The organism is Limobrevibacterium gyesilva (assembly GCF_025989185.1).
In the GTDB taxonomy this organism is placed as follows: Bacteria; Pseudomonadota; Alphaproteobacteria; order Acetobacterales; family Acetobacteraceae; genus Limobrevibacterium; species Limobrevibacterium gyesilva.
Map to the genome: position 1 here is coordinate 59,280 of NZ_JAPDNT010000019.1, position 22,423 is coordinate 81,702.

Below are 22,423 nucleotides of genomic sequence, written 5' to 3' on the forward strand. Positions count from 1 at the left end.
ACCACGCAACCGATCCAAGTCGGGAACGAAGCCATGGCCACCTACTCCTGGTTAAGCGGCGTCAGCGCGGATTGGATGACGCCGGCCAATTGGACCGGTTCGGCCGTCCCCGACGATATGCTCGCCGACGCCACCATCGCAGCCGCCGGGACCTACACGGTCACGATCGCGGATAGCGAGACGATCACCGCGGACAGTGTGCTGCTGAACGCCGCCAACGCCTCGCTGTCGATCGCGGGTACCCTGGTGCTGGGTGGCGCGCAGGCGCTGCTGACGCTCAAGGCCGGGGCGCTGAAGGGCGCTGGCACCATCCAGGGCGGCGCCGTGAAGGGCTCCGGCGGTGTGCTGGCCATGAGCGGCACTCTGGACGGCGTGACCGTGCTGGGCACGCTCGCGCCCGGCCGGTTCACGCCGATTTCGGTCCGGAACGGCCTGACGGTGAAGACCGTCGCCGGCGCCAGCCCCGGCACCATCGACCTGACTGGCGGCGCGCTGACCGTCCTGGACAGCGAGACGCTGGACAACGTCGTGATCGGGCTGCGCGGGCCCTTCGGCGTGCTGCAGCTCGGCATGGCGGGCGGCATGCTGACGCTCGGGCCGCATGTCGTGCTGACCGCTGCCGGCGGGGCGATCACCGCGCCGGAGGGGGGTACGCTGACCAACCTGGGCAGCCTCGTCGTCAACACGGATCTGGCCGGCTTCGGCGTCACCATCGAACCCACGCTGGTCAACGCCGGAACGATGGCGCTCAGCGCCGGCAGCGGCAACCGGGCGACGCTGAGCGGCTTGGCCTTCACCAACACCGGCACGCTGACGCTCGGTGCCAGCACCACCCTCGACGTCGCCAACGCCGCCGGCAGCTTTGCCAATACCGGCACGATCGGGCTCAAATCCGGCGCCATCCTGAAGATCGACCGGAACACGACGCTGGCCGGGATCGGCCTGATCGACAATGCCGGGGGGCAGTTGCGCCTGGGCGGCACGCTGGATCTGGGCGGCGGCACGCTCGACGCGGGAGGAACCGGCGCCTTCAGCAACGCCATGCTCAGCGGCACGGTGAAGGACGGCACCATCCGCATGCATGGCGGCATGTTGGCCCTGCCGGGCGCCACGCTGGACGGCATCACCCTGCGCGGCACGCTGGACATCAGCCAGCCGGTCGGCAAACCAGGCTACACCGTGAACGTCGCCGGTGGGCTGGGGGCGGACACCCAGGGCGGCACCGAGGCGGTGCTGGTCAACGCCGCCGGCGACCAGTTCAACTTCCTCGACAGCACCACGCTCGACGATCTCACGCTCATCGTCGGCGTCAGCAGCGGCGGTTTCGCCGTCCCGGCCAGCGGCATCTCGGTACAGGGCGGCGGCACGCTGACGCTGGGGGGCGGGGCAACCCTGGCGGCCACGGCCAGCGCCTTCCTCAGCGCCGCCGGACTGGTCAATCTCGGACAGATCCAGGTCGGGTCCGGCGCCTTCCTGGCCATGACGCTGGACGGCTTCAGCAACGCCGGCAGCATCGCCATCGGCAGCGGCGGCACGCTGGAGATCGACACCAACACCACGCTCGCCCAGTTCATCGCCGATGCCGGCACCATCAGCACCGCCGGCGGGGTGCTGGCGCTGGGCGGCACGCTTGACCTTGCCGGCGGCACGCTCGACATCGCCGCCACCGGGCTGTTCAGCAGCCTGCGGCTGGCCGGCACGGTCACAGGCGGCACCATCCGGCCGGATGGCGGCACGCTGGCCATGGGCGCGCAGACCCTCCTCGGCTTCGGCACCACCGTGGTCACCGGCCCGACGCTCGACGGCATCACCGTCCTCGGCACGCTCGACCTCGGCGCATCCAGCAGCGGCGTTTCCATTGTCAACGGCCTCACCGTGCTGGCCGCCGATGGCGGGGTGCCGGGGATGATCGACCTGACGGCCGGCCAGCTCTCCATCCTGGACGCGGAAACGCTGGACCATGTCGCAATCCGGCTCGGCACCAGCGCGGCGCCGCCGAGCCCCGTGTCCTACAGCATCTGGGACCGCGGCACCGGCCAGGCACTGACACTGGGGCCGGACACCGCCGTCACCATGGCCGGCAGTGCGACGATCAGTGTCGACACGCTGGTGAACGAGGGGCTGATCGACGCCGCGGCGCAGGTCCTGTCCATCACCGGCCAGACCATCCGCAATGCCGGCGTCATCACGCTGAACGGCGGCACGCTGGAGCTGTCAGGCCCGCAGGGCAGCGACAATTCCGGCACGATCCGTGCCGACGGCGCCTCCGGCCTCAACCTTTCCGGGGCGACCTTCTCCAATTCCGGGTTGCTGCAGGCCGCCAGCGGCACGCTGACGGTCGGCCCTGGCCTGCTGAACGTCTCGGGTACCACGCTGAACGGCGGCACCTACGAGGCGGATGCCGGCGCCACGCTCGATCTCGGCCCTGCGGCTCCGCTGGCCACGGTCAACGCCAGCATCGTCCTGGACGGCGCCGGCTCGGCCCTGGCGGCCTTCAATGCTGATCTCGGCGCCTACCAGGCGATCGAGGCCACGCTGAAGACCATCGGCGCGTCCGGCACGCTCGCCGTGCTGGGCGGGCGCGACTATGTCGCGGCGGGCAGCATCGCTGCCGCGGGCGTGCTGCAGCTTGGTGGCGGCAGCCTCATCGCGGGCGGCGTGGCCGTGGCCGCGGGCGGCCTGCTGACCGGCTTCGGCACGCTTGCCAGCACGATCCTGAACGTCGGCACGATCGATGCCGCGGGCGGCCTGCTGTCGGTGGCAACCCTCACCGGGGCCGGCGTGCTGCAGGTGGACCCGGGGGCGACGCTGGAACTGACGACCGGGACCAACCAGAACGTCTTCTTCAACTTCCAGGGCGGCGCCTTGAAGCTGGACGCGCCGGCCGCTTTCGCCGGCAAGATCGGCGGCTTCGGGCCCGGCAACACGCTGATCCTGGCGGGCGCACAAGCCAGCTCGGCATCGCTTGACGGCAACCTGCTGAACGTGACGCTCGCCGCCGGCGGCACGCTGAGCTACGGGCTGATCGGCACGCTGGCGAATATCGGCGTCGACGTCGGAACCGACGCGTTCGGCAACGCCGACATCACCTTGCAGGCGCCGCCGGCCGGCGCCTGCTACATGAATGGCACCAGGCTGCTGACCGCGCATGGCGAACTGCCGGTGGAAGCGCTGCGTCCGGGTGATCATGTGGTGACGCTGCTGGGCCGGCAGCTGGCGCGCGTGCGCTGGATCGGCCATCGCCATGTCGATTGCCGGCGCCATCCGGCCCCGGAGGAGGTGTGGCCGGTGCGGGTCCAGGCCGACGCGTTCGGCCCCGGGATGCCGCTGCGCGACCTGTTCCTGTCGCCGGACCATGCCGTGTTCGTGGGCAGCAAGCGGGACCGCGTGCTGATTCCGGTTCGCTACCTCGTCAACGGCATGACCGTCGCCCAGGTGCCGGTGGACCGGCTGGCCTATTTCCATGTCGAGCTCGACCGCCACGACATCCTGCTGGCCGAGGGGCTGCCGGCGGAAAGCTATCTGGACACCGGCAACCGCGGCTGCTTCGCCAATGGCGGGGAGGCGGCGGCGCTGCACCCGGATTTCGCCATGACGATCTGGCGGGACCGTGGCTGTGCGCCGCTGGTGCTGTCCGGGCCGGCTTTGGCAGCGGCCAGGGCCGGCCTGCTCGCGCAGGCGGCGGCACTGGGCCGCGGCCTGACCGAGGCGCCTGATCTGCACGTGCTCGACCGCGGCGCGGCCATCCGTCCAACGATCGAAGGCAACATCTGGCGGTTCCGCCTGCCGGAGGGTGCCGGCCTGGTGCGGCTGCGCTCGCGCGTGATGGTGCCGGCGCATACCAGGCCTGCCAGCGACGACCACCGCCGCCTCGGTGTGGCCGTCGCAAGGCTGCGCCTCGACGGGCAGGACGTGCCGGCCGGCGATCCGCGCCGGGGCGACGGCTGGCACGATGCGGAGCCGGACTGGCAGTGGACGAACGGCGACGCCGCGCTGGCGTGTGCGGGCGCGCGGTGGCTGGAAGCGACGCTGCTGCCGCTATCGCGTTACTGGGCCGAGGACGCCCCGCCGCCGGCGCGGGCAGCGTGCGTCTGATACCAACGGCCCTTGACGATGACCCTTCCATCGTCAAGGGCCGTTGGTATCGCGCGCCGATCCGCTTGCGGCACGCAAGCGCGTGCCTGTCGCGGGCTTGGTGGGCGGCGGCACGCAAAATAACGACTCATACCAGCGGCCATTCTTCATGGCCGCTGGTATGACAGGCGGCCGTTCCGGACGCGTCCTCCCGGCCGGTGGACAGAAGCGCGTCCGCCATCACGACGCCCTGGCCTTCTTGCAGCACGATCAACGGATTGACCTCCGCTTCCCGCACATCCGGCAAGGCCGCGAGTCGTGACAGATCCGCGACCGCCTGCGCCAGCGCCGCGAGGTCGCCCTTGGGCAGGTTGCGGTAGCCGCGGGCGGGGGCGAGGCCTTTCACCTCGGCGATCATCTCCATCGCCTCGGCGGCGCTCACCGGGGCCATGCGCAGCACCACGTCGCGATACACCTCGGCCAGCACGCCGCCGGCGCCGAGCGCGATCACCGGGCCCACTAGCGGGTCGCGGCGATAGCCCAGGATCGCCTCGGCCACGCCACGGACCATGGGCTGGGCGATGAAGCCGGAGATGCGCGAGCCAAGCCGTGCGCGCATCTCCGCACAGGCCGCGCGCAATGCGGTCTCATCGGGCACGTTCAGCACCACGGCGCCCGCCTCGGTCTTGTGCGCGATCTCCGCCGAGACCGCCTTCAGCGCCACGGGATACCGCAGCGTCGGCGGCGCCGCGGGATCGACCGCGACGGCGGCGTCGGCGAGCCCCAGGGCCGCGAACACGGCGCGGGCGCGCGGCTCGTCCGGGGCCGGCAGCAGGGCCTGCACGGCCGACATGTCGCCCGGCTCAGGCAGGGCCCGGGGCGCCCGCCAGTCCAGGAAGCTGCGCACCGCATCGGCACAGGCTTCGGGCGTGCGGAACGCGGCGACGCCGGCTTCGGCGAGCAGCTGCAGCGACGCGTCGGCCTGCGGCAGCAGGAACGCTGCGAGCGGGCGCGGTCCTTGCGAGGCGAGCACGCCCGCCACCGCGTCCTGCGGCCGGAACTGGGCGGAGCTGCCGATCACAGCGACGGCGACATCGCAATCCCCGGCCGCACGGGCCTCGTTCAGGGCGGCGGCGACGGAGTCCTTGCGGGCGCCGGCCAGCGTGGTGTCGGTCATCCGCGCAGTGGCGATGCCCAGCGTGCCCAGCCGGTCCACCACCATCGCCCCGCCGCCGCCGGTGGTCGTCACCACCCGCACCGCCCGTTTCGGCACGGCGGCCGGGCGCGCGCCCAGCAACAAGGGCGGCAGTTCCAGCAGCGTCTCCAGCATATCGACCCGGGCGATGCCGCAGGCGCGCAAGAACGCGTCGGTCGCGGCGTCGGAGCCGGCGATGGCGCCGGTATGCGTGGTCGCCAGCGCCGCACCCGCCTCCGACCGGCCGAGCTTGTAGGCGATGATCGGCTTGCCGGCGGCGTGGGCGCGGCGGGCCGCCTCCTCGTACAACTCGGGCCGGCGGATGGTCTCCAGGAACAGCAGGATGGCGTCGGTTTCGGGGTCGTCGACCAGCAGCGACGCGATCTCGCCGGCGGTCAGGTCGGCCTCGTTGCCGGTGCCGATCATCTTGGCGAAGCCGAAGCCCCTTGCCGCGGCGCGCGACAGCAGCGTGCCCATCACCGAGCCGGAATGCGAGACCAGCGACCAGCGCCCGGGAATCAGGCGCTCGGCTTCCAGCGCCGCGTTCACGCTGCAGGCAGTGGCGGCGGGCACGTTGACGATGCCCATGCTGTTCGGCCCCAGCAGCCGCACGCCGCCGCCATGCGCCGCCGCCAGCACGCGCCGCTGCAAGGCCAGACCCTCCTGCCCGGCCTCGGCGAACCCGTCGGCCAGCACACAGGCCACGGGCACACGGCGCTCGGCGCAGGCCTCGATGGCGGCCTCCACCGCTGCGGTGTTCACCAGCACATAGGCGAAGTCGATATCGCCGGGCACGTCGCGCAGGGACGGATAGGCGCGCTCGCCCAGCACGTCCGCAGCGCGCGGGTTCACCGGGAACAACTCGCCGGCGAAGCCGTGGCGCCGCAGATAGAGCTGCGCCCGCGCCGTGAGCCGGGCCGCGTCGGTCGATGCGCCGATCAGCGCGATCCGGCGCGGGTTCAGCAACGCCTGATGCAGCATTTCGCTGGCCCCGCGCCGCTCGGCGGCCGTCAGACCGGGTCCCAGCTGAACACTTCGCCGCTGCGGTCCAGCGGCATGAACGCCGCCTTCAAGGCGGGATAGGCGTGTTCGGCGATCGTCTCCGGCGTCCAGCCGTCGGCGCGGTGCACGCCGCGGATCGGGCGCGGGCTGCTCATCAGGAAGATCTCGTTGAGGCGGGTGGCGAACACCTGCCCGCTCACGTCGCGGGCGGCGTCGGAGGCGAGGAACACCGCCATCGGTGCGTTCTTGTCCGGCGTCATCTGCTTGAGCTTTTCGACCCGCGCCTTCTGCTCCGGCGTCTCGGCGGGAATGGAGCCGGTCATGCGGCTCCAGGCGAACGGCGCGATGCAGTTGCTGCGCACGTTGTAGCGCTTCATGTCCAACGCGATCGATTTCGACAGCGCGGTGATGCCCAGCTTGGCGGCGGCGTAGTTGGCCTGGCCGAAATTGCCGATCAGGCCCGAGGTGCTGCTCATGTGCACGAAGGCGCCGTTCTCCTGCTTGCGGAAATGCTCGGCGGCGGCGCGGCTGACATAGAAGCTGCCGTTCAGGTGCACATTGATGACGGCGTTCCAGTCGTCGGCCGTCATCTTGTGGAAGATCACGTCGCGCAGGATGCCGGCGTTGTTCACCACCACGTCGATGCGGCCGAACGCGTCGATGGCGGTCTGCACGATGTTGCGGGCGCTGTCCCAGCTCGCGACGCTGTCGGTGCTGATCACCGCCTGGCCGCCGCGCTGCTCGATGATGGCCTTGGTCTGCTCCGCCGGGGTCGCCGACCCGCCATCGCCCGTGACCGACACGCCGAGATCGTTGATCACCACCCTCGCACCTTGCATGGCCATCATCAGCGCGATCTCGCGGCCGATGCCGCCGCCGGCCCCGGTCACGACCGCGACTTTGCCTTCGAGCATGGGTTTGCCGGCCATGGAGTCCTCCGTCGATTTGCCGGCGGAGGTTAGGCGGCGCCCAAGTCATTGTGAACCCCGGCCCCCCGGGCGCCGGCCGTGCGCGTCAGCGCACCGGCAACTCCTCCACCTCGGCCAGCAGCTCCTCCTCGGCGGCGAGATGCAGGGCGATCACGGCGTCCAGCACATACAGCAATCGCCGTGCCTCGCGGGCCTCGGCGGCGGAGGCGGCTTCGGGGTCCATGCCGTCCACCAAGGCGCCGAATCGCGCGGAAAGATGGGAGATCTCGTCGTGCATGCGGGTCATGGCGCCCAGCGGATCGCGCCCGCCCAGGCGGCGGGCCAGTTCCGGGAAGGTCCGCCGCTCCTCCGCCAGCTGGTGCGGCAGCAGCAGCGTGCGCAACTCGTCGCTGATCTGCTGCAACTCGGCCGTGCGCATGTCGTCCGGGGCATGCAGCCGGTCGGCGGTGCGGCGCATGCGTTCCACCAGGTCGCGCAGGCGGACATGATCCTCCAGCACGCGCGGCACGCCGGCGGAGGCGGGCAGGGCGGCGGGGCGGCCACCGCCGCGCAGCACCCGCAGCGCGTTCAGGATGACTGCGACATCGATCGCTTCCTGCAGCAGCGCGCCATACACCGGCGGCAGGTAGCCGAAGGCGGCGACCGCCATGGCCAGCGCCGACAGCCCCATGCCCACGGCGATCGACTGCAAGGCGATGAAGCGGGCCCGGCGGGCCGCGGCGACCGCGGCGGCGACGCGGTCGATGCGGTCCACCAGCAGCACCACGTCGGCGGCTTCCGCTGCGGCGGCGGCGCCGCGCGCGCCCATGGCCACGCCCACGTCGGCGGCGGCCAGCGCCGGGGCGTCGTTGATCCCGTCGCCGATCATCAGGGTGACGCCGGTGGCGCGCTCGGCCTTCACGACGTCGATCTTGTCGGACGGCGCCAGATCCGCATGCACCGCGTCCAGCCCCAGTGCGATGCCCACCGCCTCGGCCGATTCCGCGCGGTCGCCGGTGACCATCACCAGGCGCGTGATCCCGGCGGCGCGCAGGTCGCGGATGGCGCGTGGCGCCTCCGGCCGGATGCGGTCCGCCAGCAGCAGCACGCCCGCGACCGTCCCGTCGACGGCCACCCAGGAGGCCGAGGCGGCGGCGGCGGCCAGGCGCGCGGCGGCGCCGGTGGCGGGCAGCGTCAGCCCCACTGCTTCCAGCAGCCCGGCGCTGCCGACGGTGACGCGCCGTCCGTCCACGGTGCCGGACAACCCGCCGCCCGGGATTTCCGCAGCATCCGCCGGCAGCGACAGCGCCAGGCCCGCCGACCTGGCCGCCGCGACGATGGCGACGGCGACCACGTGCTGGGACATCTGCTCGAGCGATGCCGCGAGTTGCAGCACCTCGTCGGTCTCGAAGCCCGGCAATGGCTCCACGCCGGCGATACGTGGGGCGCCGGTGGTCAGCGTTCCCGTCTTGTCGAACAGCGCCGTGCGGGCGCGCGCGAGGCGTTCCAGCGCGCCGCCGCCCTTCACGATCACGCCCTGCCGGGCCGCGCGCGACACGCCGCAGACCAGCGCCACCGGGGCGGCCAGGATCAGCGGGCAGGGGGTGGCCACCACCAGCACCGCCAGCGCCCGCTCCGCGCTGCCCGACAGGGCCCAGGCCGCCCCAGCTGCCACCAGGGTGAAGGGCAGGAACCACAGCGCCCAGCGGTCCGCCAGGCGGACCATCGGCGGGCGCTCGCCCTCCGCCGCCTGCACGAGGCGGACGATGGCGGCATAGGTGCTGGCGTCGGCGGTGGCGGTGGCGCGCAGCACAAAGGGGCTGCCGGCATTCACCACGCCGCTGCGGGCGGGATCGCCGGGGGCGCGTGTCACCGGCAGCGGCTCGCCGGTCAGGGCGGATTCGTCGAGCACGGCGGCGGCGTCCTGCACCGTGCCATCGACCGGCAGGGTTTCGCCGGGCTTGACCAGCAGCAGGTCGCCGGGCCGGATGTCGGCCACGGGAATGTCGGCGATGCCCGCGCCGTCCTGGCGGTGGGCGATGCGCGGGGTGCGCGACACCAGGGCGGTGAGTTCGCGCCGGGCGCGGGCCTCGGCGAACTCCTCCAGCGCATTGCCGCCGGCCACCATCAGCGCGATCAGCGCGGCGGTGAAGTTCTCGCCCAGGGCCAGCGCTCCGGCGATCGCCACCAGCGCCACGATATCGACACCCAATGCGCCGCCCCGCAGCGTACGCAGCGTGTCGCGCGCCACCAGTGCCGCCACCGGGACCGCGGCGGCGATCCATAGGATGCGGGCCATGCCTGGGGAGGACAGGGTGGCGGCGGCGCCGCCGGCCATGCAGGCAAGCACGAACAGCAGAATCCAGCGTCGTTGCGGCACGGGGCGCTCCCTCTCAGGCGCCGCCAGTCTGCCACTCCGGCCGCTGCCCGGCCACAATGCCGCGCCGGCGCCGATCGATGCCGGGGCCGGTGAGAACGTCGGGTCTCCTGGTTCGGGCCTTGAGGCCAGCGCGCCGCAGCGGTGCCGCAACCATGTTTCGATCCGCGCTAAATCGCCGCGCCGGCCTTGACGCACGCGGGCGGATAGTCCATTTCCACTCAAACAGGACTGCCCAGGTCCGATTAGGGTTCAATCGCCATGCTCAGGCTCTCCAAGCTGACAGATTACGCTGTGGTGGTGCTGATCCGGCTCGACGAGGGTCAACGCGCGGCCGGCTGCGATGGCGTGCAGACCTCGCCGGGGATCGCCGCCGCCACGGGGGTGCCGGAGCCGACGGTGGCGAAGGTGCTCAAGGCCCTGTCCGCGTCCAGCCTGGTGGTGTCGCAGCGGGGGGCGCGCGGCGGCTACCGGCTGCTGCGGCCGCTGGATGCCATTGCCATCGCCGACGTGATCGCCGCCATCGACGGCCCGATCGCGCTGACCGCCTGCGTCGACGGCAACCAGGGTGGCTGCGAGGTGCAGAGCCTGTGTGCCGTGAAGGGCCGCTGGGACCTGGTCAACGACGCCATCCAGGGCGCCTTGTCTTCCATCACCTTGGCCGACATGCGAGACGCCTCCGTGCCGCTCGTCTTCCGTTTCAACACCCACATGTCCGCGCCGCTCGCCGAGTAGGGGATCCATCATGGCTGCCGTTGCCGAAACCCTTGATGCCGTCCAGTCCGTTACGGAATCTGGCTACAAATGGGGATTCTCCACCGATATCGAGATGGATATCGCCCCGAAGGGGCTGTCCGAGGATACCATCCGCCTGATCTCCGCGCGCAAGAACGAGCCGGGCTGGCTGCTGGAGTGGCGCCTGAAGGCGTTCGCGCTCTGGCAGCAGATGGAAGAGCCGGAATGGGCGATGGTCCATCACCCGCCGATCGACTACCAGGACGTGCACTACTACGCGGCGCCGAAGCAGAAGCCCGGCCCGAAAAGCCTCGACGAGGTCGATCCCGAGCTGCTGCGCACCTATGAGAAGCTGGGCATTCCGCTGAAGGAACGCGCCATCCTGGCGGGCGTGGAGGAAGAGGGCGGCGCCCGGCCGCAGGTGGCCGTGGACGCCGTGTTCGACAGCGTGTCGGTGGCGACCACCTTCAGGGAGACGCTGGCCGAGGCCGGCGTGATCTTCTGCCCGATCAGCGAGGCGGTGCAGAAGCATCCCGAGCTGGTGCGCAAATACCTCGGCAGCGTGGTGCCGGTGGGCGACAATTTCTTCGCCGCGCTGAACTCCGCCGTGTTCACCGATGGCAGCTTCGTGTTCATCCCGAAGGGCGTGCGCTGCCCGATGGAGCTGTCCACCTATTTCCGCATCAACGCCCGCAACACCGGCCAGTTCGAGCGCACGCTGATCATCGCGGAGGAAGGCGCCTACGCCTCCTACCTCGAAGGCTGCACCGCGCCGCAACGCGACGAGAACCAGCTGCACGCCGCGGTGGTCGAGCTGGTGGCGATGGCGGATGCGCAGATCAAGTACAGCACGGTGCAGAACTGGTACCCCGGCGATTCCGAAGGCCGTGGCGGCATCTACAACTTCGTCACCAAGCGCGGCGCCTGCCGCGGCGCGCGCAGCAAGATCAGCTGGACGCAGGTCGAGACCGGCTCCGCCATCACCTGGAAATACCCGAGCTGCATCCTGCAGGGCGACGACAGCGTGGGCGAGTTCTACTCGGTGGCCGTGACCGCCAACCACCAGCAAGCCGATACCGGCACCAAGATGATCCATATCGGCAAGAACACGCGCAGCACCATCGTCTCGAAGGGCATCAGCGCCGGCCACTCGAACAATACCTATCGCGGCCTGGTGCGCATCCTGCCGCGGGCAGACGGGGCGCGGAACTTCACCCAGTGCGACAGCCTGCTGATCGGCGACCAATGCGGCGCCCACACCGTGCCGTATATCGAAAGCCGCAACCCCACGGCGAAGCTGGAGCACGAGGCGACCACGTCGAAGATCGCCGACGACCAGCTGTTCTATTGCCGCCAGCGCGGCCTGTCGCAGGAAGACGCCGTGGGCCTGATCGTGAACGGTTTCTGCAAGGACGTGCTGAAGGAGCTGCCCATGGAATTCGCCGTGGAGGCCCAGAAGCTTCTCGCCGTGAGCCTCGAAGGCTCGGTTGGCTAAGGGATAATTGGAATGCTCGAAATCAAGGGCCTGACCGCGACCGTTGACGGCAAGGAGATCCTGAAGGGGATCGACCTGGTGGTGCCGCAAGGTGAAGTGCATGCCATCATGGGACCGAACGGTTCCGGCAAGTCCACGCTGTCCTATGTGCTGTCGGGCCGCGAGGGCTACGAGGTCACCGGCGGCAGCGCGACCTACGACGGCCAGGACCTGCTGGCCCTGGCGCCGGAGGAGCGCGCCGCGGCTGGCCTGTTCCTGGCCTTCCAGTATCCGGTCGAGCTGCCGGGCGTGGGCAACGCGAATTTCATGCGCACCGCGCTGAATGCTGTCCGCCGCGCCCGTGGCGAGCCGGAGCTTGACGCCGTGCAGTTCCTGAAGCGGGCTCGCGCCGAGCTGAGGCGCCTGTCGATGGCCGACGACATGCTGAAGCGCAACGTCAACGTGGGCTTCTCCGGCGGCGAGAAGAAGCGCAACGAGGTGCTGCAGATGGCCATCCTGCGCCCAAAGCTCGCCATCCTGGACGAAACCGACAGCGGCCTGGACATCGACGCGCTGAAGATCGTGGCCGAGGGCGTGAACGCGCTGCGCGGCCCGGATTTCACGGCGGTGGTGATCACCCACTACCAGCGCCTGCTGGACCATATCGTGCCCGATCGCGTGCACGTGCTGGCCGACGGCCGCATCATCCGCTCCGGCGGGCCCGAGCTTGCGCACGCGCTGGAAGCGGGCGGCTATGCGTCGATGATTGCGGAGGCGGCATGAACGCCGTCGCCCAGCCCTCGGCCCTGCAGGTGCGCGCGCAGGACTTCCTGGCGCGTTATGAAGGCCTGAAGGACCGGCTGCCCGGCGACGCCGCCGTGCGGACAGCCGCCGCCGCCGCGTTCGCCCGCACCGGGCTGCCGGGCCCGCGCGAGGAAGCCTGGCGTTATACCAGCCTGCGCCCGCTGGCCGAGATCGGGTTCCGCGAGCCGCTGGGGCCGCTGGCCGACTGCGCTGCGCTGCTTGCCGGCCTGCCGGCGATCGAGGGGCCGCGTCTGGTGTTCGTCGATGGCCGCTTCCGCGCCGACCTGTCTGCCGTGCCGTCGCATGTCACGGTCCGCACCGGCACGCCCGCCTTCGGCACGCTGGCGCGCCTGGACGAGAAGCTCGTCACGCTGAACACGATGCTGGCCGAGGACGGCGCAACCATCGACGTGGCTGAAGGAATCGACGCCGGCACGCTGCTGCTCATCAGCCTGGGCAGTGGCTCGCATAGTCACCCCGTGGCGTTTCATCCTCGCCACGCCCTGCATCTCTCGCCCGGCGCGTCGATGACGCTGATCGAGATCGCAATGGGCGCGGGGACCTATCTGCACAACCCTGTCACCTCGATCACCGTCGATGCCGCCGCCACGCTGACGCATCTGCGGATTCAGAACGAGTCGCCGGATGCGTTCCACCTGTCCACGGTCTACGCTGATGTCGGCGCGCGCGGCACCTATGACAGCTTCGCGCTGACCCTCGGCGGCCGGCTGGCCCGCATGGAAGTGCATGCGCATCTGCACGGCGAGAAAGCCGCCGCGCATCTGAATGCGGCACAGCTGCTCGGCGGCAACCAGCATGCCGATTTCACCACCGTGGTCGCGCACGACGCCCCCGCCACGGCCAGCCGCCAGACCGTGAAGAACGTGCTGACCGGCCATGCCCGCGGCGTGTTCCAGGGCAAGATCGAAGTCGCCCGCGTCGCCCAGAAGACCGACGGCTACCAGATGAACCAGGCGCTGCTGCTGTCGCCGGACGCCGAGATCGACAGCAAGCCGCAGCTGGAGATCTACGCCGACGACGTGAAATGCAGCCACGGCGCCACCGTGGGCGACCTCGATCCCGACCAGCTTTTCTATCTGCGCAGCCGCGGTGTTGCGCAAGCCGAGGCGCGGTCGATCCTGGTGCGTGCCTTCCTGTCCGAGGCGCTCGACCCCATCGTCCACGAGGAAGCCCGCGCCGCGATGGAAACGGCCATCACCGCGTGGTGGGAAAGGCAGTCCGTATGAACGACATGGCGCCGACCCTGGACATCCAGCGCATCCGCGCGGATTTCCCGATCCTGACCCAGACCGTGCGGGGCAAGCCGCTGGTGTTCCTGGACAGCGCCGCGTCCGCGCAGAAGCCGCGCGCGGTCATCGATGCCATGGTCGGCGCCATGGAAACGCAATACGCGAACGTCCATCGCGGCCTGCATTGGATGAGCGAGCGGACCACCGACGCCTACGAGGCCGCCCGCGACGCCGCCGCCCGCCTGCTGAATGCCGGCGATCGGCACGAGATCGTATTCGTGCGCAACAGCACCGAGGCGATCAACCTGGTCGCCAACAGCTATGGCCGCGGCATCCTCAAGCCCGGGCAGGCGGTGCTGATTTCGGGCATGGAGCATCACTCCAACATCGTGCCCTGGCAGATGCTGCGCGATTCGCACGGCACGCTGCTGCGTGTCGCCCCCGTGACCGATGCGGGCGAACTGGACATCGAGGCTTACGAGAAGCTGCTGGCCGACGGGCGCGTGGGTCTGGTGGCGATCACCCACATGTCCAACGTGCTCGGCACCTACACGCCGGCGGAGCGGCTGATCAAGCTGGCGCACGCGCATGGCGCGAAGGTGCTGCTCGACGGCTCGCAGGCGGTGGTGCATCGCCGCGTGGACGTGCAGGCACTGGACGCCGATTTCTACGCCTTCACCGGCCACAAGCTGTACGGCCCCACCGGCATCGGCGTGCTGTATGGCAAGCGCGAATTGCTGGAGGCGATGCCGCCATGGATGGGCGGCGGCGAGATGATCTCCTCCGTCAGCTACGAGCGCAGCACCTGGGCCGAGGTGCCGCACAAGTTCGAGGCCGGAACACCTGCGATCCTTGAGGGCATCGGGCTGCGGGCCGCCATCGAATATGTCGAATCCGTCGGCTACGACGCCATCGCGGCGCATGAGGCGTCGTTGATCGACCACGCGCTGGCGCGGATGTCGGCGATCCCCGGTGTGACCATCATCGGCCGCGCGCAGGACCGCGGCGGGGTGGTCTCGTTCACGCTGGACCGCGCCCATGCGCACGACGTGGCGACCTTGCTCGACCGCAACGGCATCGCCGTCCGCGCCGGCCATCATTGCGCCGAGCCGCTGATGCATCGCTTCGGCCTGGAAAGCACCGCGCGCGCCAGCTTCGGCATCTACACCACCCATGCCGAGATCGATACGCTGGCGGACACGCTGGTGAAGGTGCGGGAGTTCTTCGCGTGAGGACAGGTATGTGATGTTCGACGACGTCCGCGACCTCTACAACGCAACGATCATCGACCGCGGGCGGCGACCGCACCATATGCGCCGGCTGGACCAGTTCGACGCGACCGCCAAGGGCGACAACCCCATGTGCGGCGACCGTGTGCAGGTGTGGGTGAAATACGGACCCGACGGCACCATTTCCGATACCGGCTTCGACGCCCGCGGCTGCGAGATCAGCAAGGCCTCGGCGGACCTGATGGTCGAGGCGGTGGCAGGCCAGACGGCCGAAGACACGAAGCGGCTGTTCGCGGCGTTCCGCACCATGGCCCAGACCGGCGCGTGCCCGGACTGCGCGGCGGCGATGGAGCCGCTGCGGCTGCTGGCGAGCGTGCATGAGTATCCGTCGCGGGTGAAATGCGCGACCCTTCCCTGGCACGCGCTGATCGCGGCGCTGGACGGCGGAGGGCGGGCGACCAGTGAGTGAGGGCAATATGGACGACGGCCTTGGCAACACCCCGCAGGCAGCGCAGGTCGGCACCTGGACGCCCGACGGCGCCACCGAGGCGAAGCCGAGCGAGGACGCGGTGATCGCGGCCTGTGCGACCGTGTACGACCCCGAGATCCCCGTGAACATCTACGAGCTCGGGCTGGTATACATGATCGAGGTCGACGACGACGGCCAGGTGAAGGTGGAGATGACGCTGACCGCGCCAGCCTGCCCCAGCGCGCAGGAGTTGCCGGAGCAGGTGCGCGACGCCATCATGGCCGTGCCAGGGGTGACCGGCTGCGACGTCGAAGTCGTGTGGGATCCGCCCTGGGACCCCAGCCGCATGAGCGAAGATGCGCGCCTGGCATTGAACATGTTCTGACGAAGAACAAGGTAACGAGCATGTCCAGCACCGTGACCGCCGCCAAGCCCCGCCGCCCCCTGCCGCCGCTGATGGCCTTGACCGACGTCGCGGCCGACCGCCTGCGCGGGCTTTATGCCAAGGGCCAGGACGGCAAGCTGTTGCGGATCTCCGTCAACACCAAGGGCTGCTCGGGCCTTGCCTACGCCATGAGCTGGGTGGACGCCGCAGGGCCTACCGACGAGGTGGTGAGCGACAAGGGCGTGACCGTGCTGGTGGACCGCAAGGCCAGCCTGTTCCTGATCGGCACCACCATGGACTACGAGGTGAAGGCACTGTCTTCGGGCTTCACCTTCACCAATCCGAACGAGAAGGGCCGCTGCGGCTGCGGCGAGAGCTTCCACGTCTGAACGCCTGCCCCTCCGCCGGAGGGACAGGCATGTCCTGAGCAGGATGCAACCGATGGCCGACCTTGCCTGCAGCATGCGCAGCCTTTCCATCCAGGCCGGGGTGGATCTCTGGGCCACCATCCATCGCGACGCCGACGCGGCCGTCGCCCGCGACCGGTTGATGTCCAGCGCCGTGCGCGCGCTGGTGTTGCGGCATTCGAGCTTCCCCGATGCGCTGGCCTGCAATCTGGCCCGCAAGCTCGCCGACGATGCGATCGATGCACCCGGGCTCGCCGGCGTGATCACCGACGCGCTGGAGGACGATCCGGACATCATCGACGCGACCGTGACCGACCTCAGGGCGATCCGCGAGCGCGATCCCGCCTGCCCCGACCTGCTGACGCCGTTCCTCTACTTCAAGGGGTTCCATGCGCTGCAGGCCCATCGCATCAGCCACTGGCTGTGGCGGCATGGACGTCAGCATCTGGCGCGGCACATGCAAAGCCGGATCTCCGAGGTCTTCGCCGCCGACATCCACCCCGCTGCGCGCCTGGGCCGCGGCATCATGATCGACCACGGCACCGGCCTGGTGATAGGCGAGACCGCGGTGGTGGAAGACGACGTCTCGATGCTGCAGGAGGTCACGCTCGGCGGCACCGGCAAGGAAACCGGCGACCGCCATCCGAAGATCCGCCGCGGCGTGCTGATCGGTGCCGGCGCCAAGATCCTGGGCAATATCGAGGTCGGCGAGGGCGCCAAGGTGGGGGCTGGCAGCATCGTGCTGGATGCCGTCGCTCCCTATACGACCGTCGTCGGCGTGCCCGCCCGCCCGGTGGGGCCGCGCAACACCTGCCTGCCGGCGCTGACCATGGACCAGACGCTGCCGCACGACTGGGTGATCTGAGGCCGGCGGCCACTTCCGGATTGGACCGATCGGGCGGCGCCGGGTTGGGCTGATGAGCCGGCGCCCCTGTTCCTATGCTGGCGGCATGCAAACCGCCGCCCCTCGCTCCCGCTCGCCCGCCAAAGCGCGCTTGCTGGTCCTTCTCCTCGGAATCGTCTGGGGCCTGAACTGGCCGGCGGCGCGGCTGTCGCTGCTGGACCTGTCGCCCTGGACCTTCCGCACCCTCGGGCTCGGCCTCGGGGCGCTGGCCCTGATCGGCATCGCCTGCCTGCGCGGCCACAGCCTGACAATCCCGCCCGGGCGGCCGCGGCTGCATCTGGCACTGTCCGGGTTGCTGAACATGGCCGGCTTCAACCTCATGTCGGCCTTTGCCCAGCTCGGCACCACCACGTCGCGGGTCGCCATCATCGCCTACACGATGCCGCTCTGGGCCACGCTGATGGCCCGCTTCGCTCTCGGTGACCGGCTGGACGCGACGCGCACCGCCGCCCTGCTGCTCGGTGCCACCGGCCTGTTGGTGCTGGTCGTGCCGTTCATCGGCACTCATGTGCCGGTCGGCATGTATTTCGCCCTCGGCGCCGCGGTCAGCTGGGCGGCGGGGACCGTCTACGTGAAATGGGCCCGGATCCCCGGCCATGCGCTGGCCATCGCCGCCTGGCAGTTGCTGGTCGGCGCCGCCGCGGCCGCGATCGGCGTTGCGGTGTTCGAGGGCACCCCGCATCTGTGGCCGCTGCGCCCGGCCGCCGCCGGCGGGCTGCTCTACAACGTGCTGATCGGCAGCGCGCTGGCCTATTTCCTGTGGTTCGAGATCGTCAGCCGCCTGCCGGTTGCCACCGCCTCGCTCGGCATCCTCATGGTCCCCGTGGTCGGCGTGGTCAGCGCCACGCTGCTGCTGGGCGAACGCCCAACCGGCATGGACATCGCCGGCTTCGCCCTGGTGCTGAGCGCCGCCGCATGCGTCCTGCTGCTCCCGGGCAGGTCGGGCAGCAGAGCGCGCCTCGCCGCAGGGCGGACGGAGCCCTCCTGACGCCGCCGCTGAGGCGGCGGCGCGCAATCCCCCGTTCCTTCTGTCGGCGCATGATGTAACACTCCATCACATGCGCTTCTCCTCCGACCCGCCACACACGCCCCGCGACAGCTATCATCACGGCAATCTGCGCGAGGCGCTGATCGAGACCGCTTTGCGCCTGATCGCGGAGCGCGGACCCGCGGGCTTCGCCTTCGCCGAGGTGGCCCGTGCGGCCGGCGTCAGCCCCGCCGCGCCGTATCGCCATTTCCGGGACCGCAACGCGCTGATGGCCGAAATCGCGCGCCAGGGCTTTGAACGCTTCGCCGACGAGCTGGAAAAGGCCTGGGACGAGGGCCGCCCCGATCCGCTCGCCGCCATCGAGAACTGCGGCAAGGCTTATCTCGCCTTCGCCCGGCGCGAACCCGCATCCTACGCCGCCATGTTTGAGCCCGGATTGTCCGTGGAGGAGGATGCCATGCTGCTGCGCGCCTCGGAACGCGCCTTCGGCGTGCTCCGCCGCGCGGCCGAAGCCGCCTGCAGCACGCACCGCGCCTCCGGCGCCCGGCCCCCGCCGCTGATGGTCGCCCTGCATATCTGGGCCATGTCGCACGGCATCGCTTCGCTGTTTGTCGGCCGCAGCGACGCCGCCCGCCGCAAACTGCCGATGACGCCGGACGACCTGCTGGAGGCCGGTCTGCTGATCTATATGCAGTCGCTCGGCCTGACCTCGGGAGGCGCGTAACCACACCGATTTGCATTGACATGCCTCGGTCCCCAAGAGACGATGTAAATGTGATTAACATTCACATGGAGGTCCGCCGTGCCTCTCTCAGCGTATCTGAATGACATTCCCAAGCCGGCCTGGATCGCCGTCATGGTCCTGGCGTTCATCTGGCACTGGCCGATCGGGCTCGCCATCCTCGCCTACCTGATCGGCAGCGGCCGCATCGGACGCGGCAACAATTGCGGGCCGGGCCGATGGTACAATGCGCCCGGCCAGCCCGGTGCGGACCGATCCCAGGCGGGTTGCGGGTGGGGCAAATGGGGGCAATGGGCCAACCCGGCGCAGCCCGGCGCCCGCCCCGGCCCCAGCGGCAACCAGGCTTTCGACGAGTATCGCGCCGAAACTTTGCGCCGCCTGGAGGACGAGCAGAAAGAGTTCGTCGAATACCTCGAACGTCTCCGCCGCGCGAAGGACAAGGCGGAATTCGATCAGTTCATGGCCGAGCGCCGCCGCGCGACCGGCGCGCCTGAAGCGCCCGACCAGGCCTGATTACGAAGGTCCAGGCAGCGCCCCCGGCTTCAGTCAACGGAGCCGGGGGCGCCGAAAATCGTCAGCGCGCGAAGACTGTCACGCTTTCCAGCCGCGCCGACCACAGGAACTGGTCGACCGGCGCGACGGATAGCAGCCGATAGCCGGCCTGCCGCAACAGCGTGGCGTCGCGCGCCAGGGCGGCCGGGTTGCAGCTGACATAGATCACCCGCTTCACCCCCGATGCCGCGATCTGGCCAATCTGCCCGACGGCGCCGGCATGGGGCGGGTCCAGCACGACGGCAGCGAAGCCGGCCAGCTCTTTCGCGGGCAACGGCTGGCGCGCAAGGTCGCGGTGCTGCACGTCGATGCGCCCGGCCAGCGCCGCGGCGTTCACCCCCGCCTGCAAGGCGCGGGCGGCCGGTGCGTCGCCCTCGAACGCGGCTACCCGGGCGCGTTGGGCCAGGGCGAAGGTGAGCGTCCCGCAGCCGGCATAGAGTTCGGCGATCCGTGCCTTGGCACCCAGCTTGTCGGGCAGTCCGGCCAGCGTTGCCGCGACAATCGCGTCTTCGCCTTCGCGGGATGCCTGCAGGAACGCCCCGGGCGGGGGCGAGACCGGGGTGCCGGAGAAATTCACCACCGCGGGCCGCAGCAGGCACGCCGTCTCCGGCGCCGCGTTCCGCCGTGCCCAGCTGATGCGGGGCAGGCCGTGCGTGCGCGCGAACTCGGCCAGGCGCGTGCGGTCAGCGGCGGTCAGGTCCGCGTCCGTGCGCAGCAGAAGATCGGCGCCGGACTCCAGCAGGTTGGCGACGGCCGAGCCTTCGCGCTGCAGGGCCGACAGCCCGCGCAGAACCTGCCGCAGCGGATCGACCAGCGCGAACAGCAGGGGATGCAGCACCACGCAATCGCGCAGGTCGATCACGTCGGCCGAACGGCCGGCGTGCAGCCCGACGCTCAGCACTGAACCGTGGCGGCGAATGGCGAGATCCATGCGCCGGCGCGCGCGGGCCGGCGTGCGGGCAGGGGCCGCCATGGCTATGTCGGCATAGCCGGCGCGGCGCAGTGCGGCCTCCAGCAGGCCGGCTTTCCAGGCGCTGTACGCCCCGTCCTGCCAATGTTGGAGTGCACAGCCGCCGCAGGCGACGAAATGAGGGCAGGCGGGAGCGGCGCGCTCCAGGCTCGGCGCCAGGATGTCCGCCGTGCCGGCCCAGCCCTCGCCGCGCCTGGCGGTCGGCTGGGCGTGCACGGCTTCGCCCGGCAGGGTGAAAGGCAGGTACAGCTTCGCGCCATCCGGCAGCGTGGCGACACCGTCGCCATCGCCGCCGATGCGGTCGATCCGGACCTCGCAGGCGGGCGGAAGCTTCAGGCGCCGAAAGCCGCGAGGCCCGTCTGCGCCCGGCCGAGGATCAGCGCATGCACGTCATGCGTGCCCTCGTACGTGTTGACCGCTTCCAGGTTCATCACGTGGCGGATGATGTGGTACTCGTCGGAGATGCCGTTGCCGCCGTGCATGTCACGCGCCTCGCGGGCGATGGCCAGCGCCTTGCCGCAGGAATTGCGCTTGCACAGGCTGATCATCTCCGGCGCCGCCTGGCCTTCGTCGAGCAGGCGGCCCAGCCGCAGCACGGATTGCAGGCCCAGCGTGATCTCGGTCTGCATGTCCGCGAGCTTCTTCTGGATCAGCTGGGTCGCGGCCAGCGGGCGGCCGAACATCATGCGCTGCAGCGTGTAGTCGCGCGCGGCGTGCCAGCAGAACTCGGCCGCACCCAGCGCGCCCCAGGCGATGCCATAGCGCGCGTTGTTGAGGCAGCTGAACGGGCCGCGCAGCCCCTTCACCTTCGGCAGCATGTTCTCGGCCGGCACGAACACGTCCTGCATCATGACCATGCCGGTGGTGCTCGCGCGCAGGCTGAACTTGCCTTCGATCTTCGGCGCCGTCAGGCCCTTCATGCCCTTTTCGAGGATGAAGCCGCGGATGTCCCCGGCGTCGTCCTTCGCCCACACCACGAACACGTCGGCCAGCGGCGAGTTGGTGATCCAGGTCTTCGAGCCGTTCAGCACATAGCCGCCGTCGACGCTTTTGGCGCGCGTGCGCATCGATGCGGGATCGGAGCCGGCATCCGGCTCGGTCAGCCCGAAACAGCCCACCCATTCGCCGGTGGCGAGCCTGGGCAGGTATTTCTGCTTCTGCGCGTCGGAGCCGTGCGCGTAGATCGGATACATCACCAGCGAGGACTGCACGCTGAAGGCGCTGCGATAGCCGCTGTCCACCCGCTCCACTTCCCGCGCGATCAGGCCGTAGGAGACATAGTTCACGCCGGCGCAGCCATAGCCTTCCAGGGTGGCGCCGAGGAAGCCCATCGCGCCCATCTCGTTCATGATCTCGCGATCGAACGTCTCGTGCCGGTTGGCCATCAGCACGCGCGGAAACAGCTTCTCCTGGCAATACTGGTGGGCGGCATCACGGATGGCCCGCTCGTCCTCGCTCAGCTGCTGGTCCAGCAGCAGCGCGTCGTCCCATTTGAACGGTCCCAGCTTGCCTTTGTTGCTCGTGGCGTCGGGCGACGCAACGGCTGTGACGACGTTCATGCTCAGGTCTCCGTTTCCTCTGCATCATGATGCGCTTCATGCGGCGCCGGGCGCTTCGGGCGCGCGGCAACCAGCATGAAGGCCGGAATATCGTCGCCGAATCCGACGACGGGCCGCCCCAGGTCATCGTCGCGCCGGCCGTGCCGATCGTCGCGCCGGTTCTCGTCGCGCGCGTGATCGTCACGCCGATGGTCGTCGCCCCGATGGTCGTCGCGACGCGGGCCGCGATCGGGGCGCGCTGCGGCCACCGGCTCGGGCGCCGCCTCGGCCGGCGCCGGGCGCGACCGTTCGGGTTTCGGCTCGCCGCGACGGCCGCGGTCGGACCGGGCGCGTTCAGGCCGGGCACGCTCGGGCCGCGCACGCTCAGGGGCTGCCTGCTCGGGGGCTGCCTGCTCGGTC

19 protein-coding genes are annotated in these 22,423 nt (G+C 70.3%); 14 read left to right on the top strand and 5 right to left on the bottom strand.

The window, feature by feature from the left end; translation table 11 throughout:
* The first annotated feature begins 117 nt into the window (after positions 1-117).
* Positions 118-4,095 (top strand): Hint domain-containing protein, encoded by a 3,978-nt coding sequence (locus OL599_RS17980; protein ID WP_264715241.1) that lies wholly within the window; start codon positions 118-120, stop codon positions 4,093-4,095.
* A gap of 127 nt (positions 4,096-4,222) precedes the next feature.
* Here OL599_RS17980 and OL599_RS17985 read toward each other — a convergent pair whose 3' ends face one another.
* From OL599_RS17985 to OL599_RS17995, 3 genes are all read right to left on the bottom strand, one after another.
* The gene (locus OL599_RS17985) at positions 4,223-6,250 is read right to left on the bottom strand and encodes an acetate--CoA ligase family protein (protein ID WP_264715242.1); all 2,028 of its coding nucleotides are present in this window, start codon (positions 6,248-6,250) and stop codon (positions 4,223-4,225) included.
* 29 nt (positions 6,251-6,279) lie between these two features.
* Positions 6,280-7,200 (bottom strand): SDR family NAD(P)-dependent oxidoreductase, encoded by a 921-nt coding sequence (locus OL599_RS17990; RefSeq protein WP_264715243.1) that lies wholly within the window; start codon positions 7,198-7,200, stop codon positions 6,280-6,282.
* Positions 7,201-7,285: 85 nt separating this feature from the next.
* Positions 7,286-9,559 carry a heavy metal translocating P-type ATPase gene (locus tag OL599_RS17995; protein WP_264715244.1) on the bottom strand — a complete coding sequence of 758 codons (2,274 nt, stop codon included), beginning with the start codon at positions 9,557-9,559 and terminating at the stop codon, positions 7,286-7,288.
* Positions 9,560-9,817: 258 nt separating this feature from the next.
* Between OL599_RS17995 and OL599_RS18000 the strand changes: the two genes are divergently transcribed.
* From OL599_RS18000 to OL599_RS18055, 12 genes are all read left to right on the top strand, one after another.
* On the top strand, positions 9,818-10,291 hold the full coding sequence (locus OL599_RS18000) for an SUF system Fe-S cluster assembly regulator (protein ID WP_264715246.1): 474 nt from the start codon (positions 9,818-9,820) through the stop codon (positions 10,289-10,291).
* A gap of 10 nt (positions 10,292-10,301) precedes the next feature.
* Positions 10,302-11,786, top strand: coding sequence for a Fe-S cluster assembly protein SufB (gene sufB / locus OL599_RS18005; protein ID WP_264715248.1), 1,485 nt, complete (start codon positions 10,302-10,304; stop codon positions 11,784-11,786).
* Between the two features lie 12 nt (positions 11,787-11,798).
* Entirely contained in the window at positions 11,799-12,548 is a 750-nt protein-coding gene (sufC, locus tag OL599_RS18010; protein ID WP_264715249.1) for a Fe-S cluster assembly ATPase SufC, read from the top strand.
* Positions 12,545-13,816, top strand: coding sequence for a Fe-S cluster assembly protein SufD (gene sufD, locus OL599_RS18015; protein ID WP_264715250.1), 1,272 nt, complete (start codon positions 12,545-12,547; stop codon positions 13,814-13,816). Before sufC ends, sufD begins: the two co-directional genes overlap by 4 nt.
* Positions 13,813-15,051, top strand: a complete 1,239-nt coding sequence (locus OL599_RS18020) for an aminotransferase class V-fold PLP-dependent enzyme (protein WP_264715251.1) — start codon at positions 13,813-13,815, stop codon at positions 15,049-15,051. Before sufD ends, OL599_RS18020 begins: the two co-directional genes overlap by 4 nt.
* Positions 15,052-15,064: 13 nt before the next feature.
* Positions 15,065-15,517: a Fe-S cluster assembly sulfur transfer protein SufU gene (sufU, locus tag OL599_RS18025; protein WP_264715252.1), complete on the top strand. Its 453-nt coding sequence runs from the start codon at positions 15,065-15,067 to the stop codon at positions 15,515-15,517.
* Between the two features lie 7 nt (positions 15,518-15,524).
* Complete coding sequence (locus OL599_RS18030) at positions 15,525-15,902, top strand: SUF system Fe-S cluster assembly protein (RefSeq protein WP_264715253.1); 378 nt, start codon at positions 15,525-15,527, stop codon at positions 15,900-15,902.
* Positions 15,903-15,922: 20 nt separating this feature from the next.
* Entirely contained in the window at positions 15,923-16,291 is a 369-nt protein-coding gene (locus OL599_RS18035) for a HesB/IscA family protein (RefSeq protein WP_264715254.1), read from the top strand.
* A gap of 52 nt (positions 16,292-16,343) precedes the next feature.
* The gene (cysE, locus tag OL599_RS18040) at positions 16,344-17,174 is read left to right on the top strand and encodes a serine O-acetyltransferase (protein WP_264715255.1); all 831 of its coding nucleotides are present in this window, start codon (positions 16,344-16,346) and stop codon (positions 17,172-17,174) included.
* A gap of 130 nt (positions 17,175-17,304) precedes the next feature.
* Complete coding sequence (locus tag OL599_RS18045) at positions 17,305-18,201, top strand: DMT family transporter (protein ID WP_264715256.1); 897 nt, start codon at positions 17,305-17,307, stop codon at positions 18,199-18,201.
* Between the two features lie 70 nt (positions 18,202-18,271).
* Positions 18,272-18,925 carry a TetR/AcrR family transcriptional regulator gene (locus OL599_RS18050; RefSeq protein WP_264715257.1) on the top strand — a complete coding sequence of 218 codons (654 nt, stop codon included), beginning with the start codon at positions 18,272-18,274 and terminating at the stop codon, positions 18,923-18,925.
* 78 nt (positions 18,926-19,003) lie between these two features.
* Positions 19,004-19,456: a DUF2852 domain-containing protein gene (locus OL599_RS18055; RefSeq protein WP_264715258.1), complete on the top strand. Its 453-nt coding sequence runs from the start codon at positions 19,004-19,006 to the stop codon at positions 19,454-19,456.
* Positions 19,457-19,517: 61 nt separating this feature from the next.
* On the opposite strand, the gene OL599_RS18060 is transcribed toward OL599_RS18055, so the two are convergent.
* Both OL599_RS18060 and OL599_RS18065 read right to left on the bottom strand, forming a co-directional pair.
* Positions 19,518-20,681, bottom strand: a complete 1,164-nt coding sequence (locus OL599_RS18060; protein ID WP_264715260.1) for a class I SAM-dependent RNA methyltransferase — start codon at positions 20,679-20,681, stop codon at positions 19,518-19,520.
* Between the two features lie 116 nt (positions 20,682-20,797).
* Positions 20,798-22,024: an acyl-CoA dehydrogenase gene (locus OL599_RS18065; protein ID WP_264715262.1), complete on the bottom strand. Its 1,227-nt coding sequence runs from the start codon at positions 22,022-22,024 to the stop codon at positions 20,798-20,800.
* Between the two features lie 26 nt (positions 22,025-22,050).
* Between OL599_RS18065 and OL599_RS18070 the strand changes: the two genes are divergently transcribed.
* On the top strand, positions 22,051-22,423 hold a 373-nt coding region (locus tag OL599_RS18070), incomplete at its 3' end, for a hypothetical protein (protein WP_264715263.1).

Bases quoted from the DNA above. Each gene is read 5' to 3' on its own strand.
- OL599_RS17980 (WP_264715241.1), top strand. From the start codon at position 118: ATGCTCGCCGACGCCACCATCGCAGCCGCCGGGACCTACACGGTCACG.
- OL599_RS17985 (WP_264715242.1), bottom strand. From the start codon at position 6,250: ATGCTGCATCAGGCGTTGCTGAACCCGCGCCGGATCGCGCTGATCGGC.
- OL599_RS17990 (WP_264715243.1), bottom strand. From the start codon at position 7,200: ATGGCCGGCAAACCCATGCTCGAAGGCAAAGTCGCGGTCGTGACCGGG.
- OL599_RS18000 (WP_264715246.1), top strand. From the start codon at position 9,818: ATGCTCAGGCTCTCCAAGCTGACAGATTACGCTGTGGTGGTGCTGATC.
- sufB (WP_264715248.1), top strand. From the start codon at position 10,302: ATGGCTGCCGTTGCCGAAACCCTTGATGCCGTCCAGTCCGTTACGGAA.
- sufC (WP_264715249.1), top strand. From the start codon at position 11,799: ATGCTCGAAATCAAGGGCCTGACCGCGACCGTTGACGGCAAGGAGATC.
- sufD (WP_264715250.1), top strand. From the start codon at position 12,545: ATGAACGCCGTCGCCCAGCCCTCGGCCCTGCAGGTGCGCGCGCAGGAC.
- OL599_RS18020 (WP_264715251.1), top strand. From the start codon at position 13,813: ATGAACGACATGGCGCCGACCCTGGACATCCAGCGCATCCGCGCGGAT.
- sufU (WP_264715252.1), top strand. From the start codon at position 15,065: ATGTTCGACGACGTCCGCGACCTCTACAACGCAACGATCATCGACCGC.
- OL599_RS18030 (WP_264715253.1), top strand. From the start codon at position 15,525: ATGGACGACGGCCTTGGCAACACCCCGCAGGCAGCGCAGGTCGGCACC.
- OL599_RS18035 (WP_264715254.1), top strand. From the start codon at position 15,923: ATGTCCAGCACCGTGACCGCCGCCAAGCCCCGCCGCCCCCTGCCGCCG.
- cysE (WP_264715255.1), top strand. From the start codon at position 16,344: ATGGCCGACCTTGCCTGCAGCATGCGCAGCCTTTCCATCCAGGCCGGG.
- OL599_RS18050 (WP_264715257.1), top strand. From the start codon at position 18,272: ATGCGCTTCTCCTCCGACCCGCCACACACGCCCCGCGACAGCTATCAT.
- OL599_RS18065 (WP_264715262.1), bottom strand. From the start codon at position 22,024: ATGAACGTCGTCACAGCCGTTGCGTCGCCCGACGCCACGAGCAACAAA.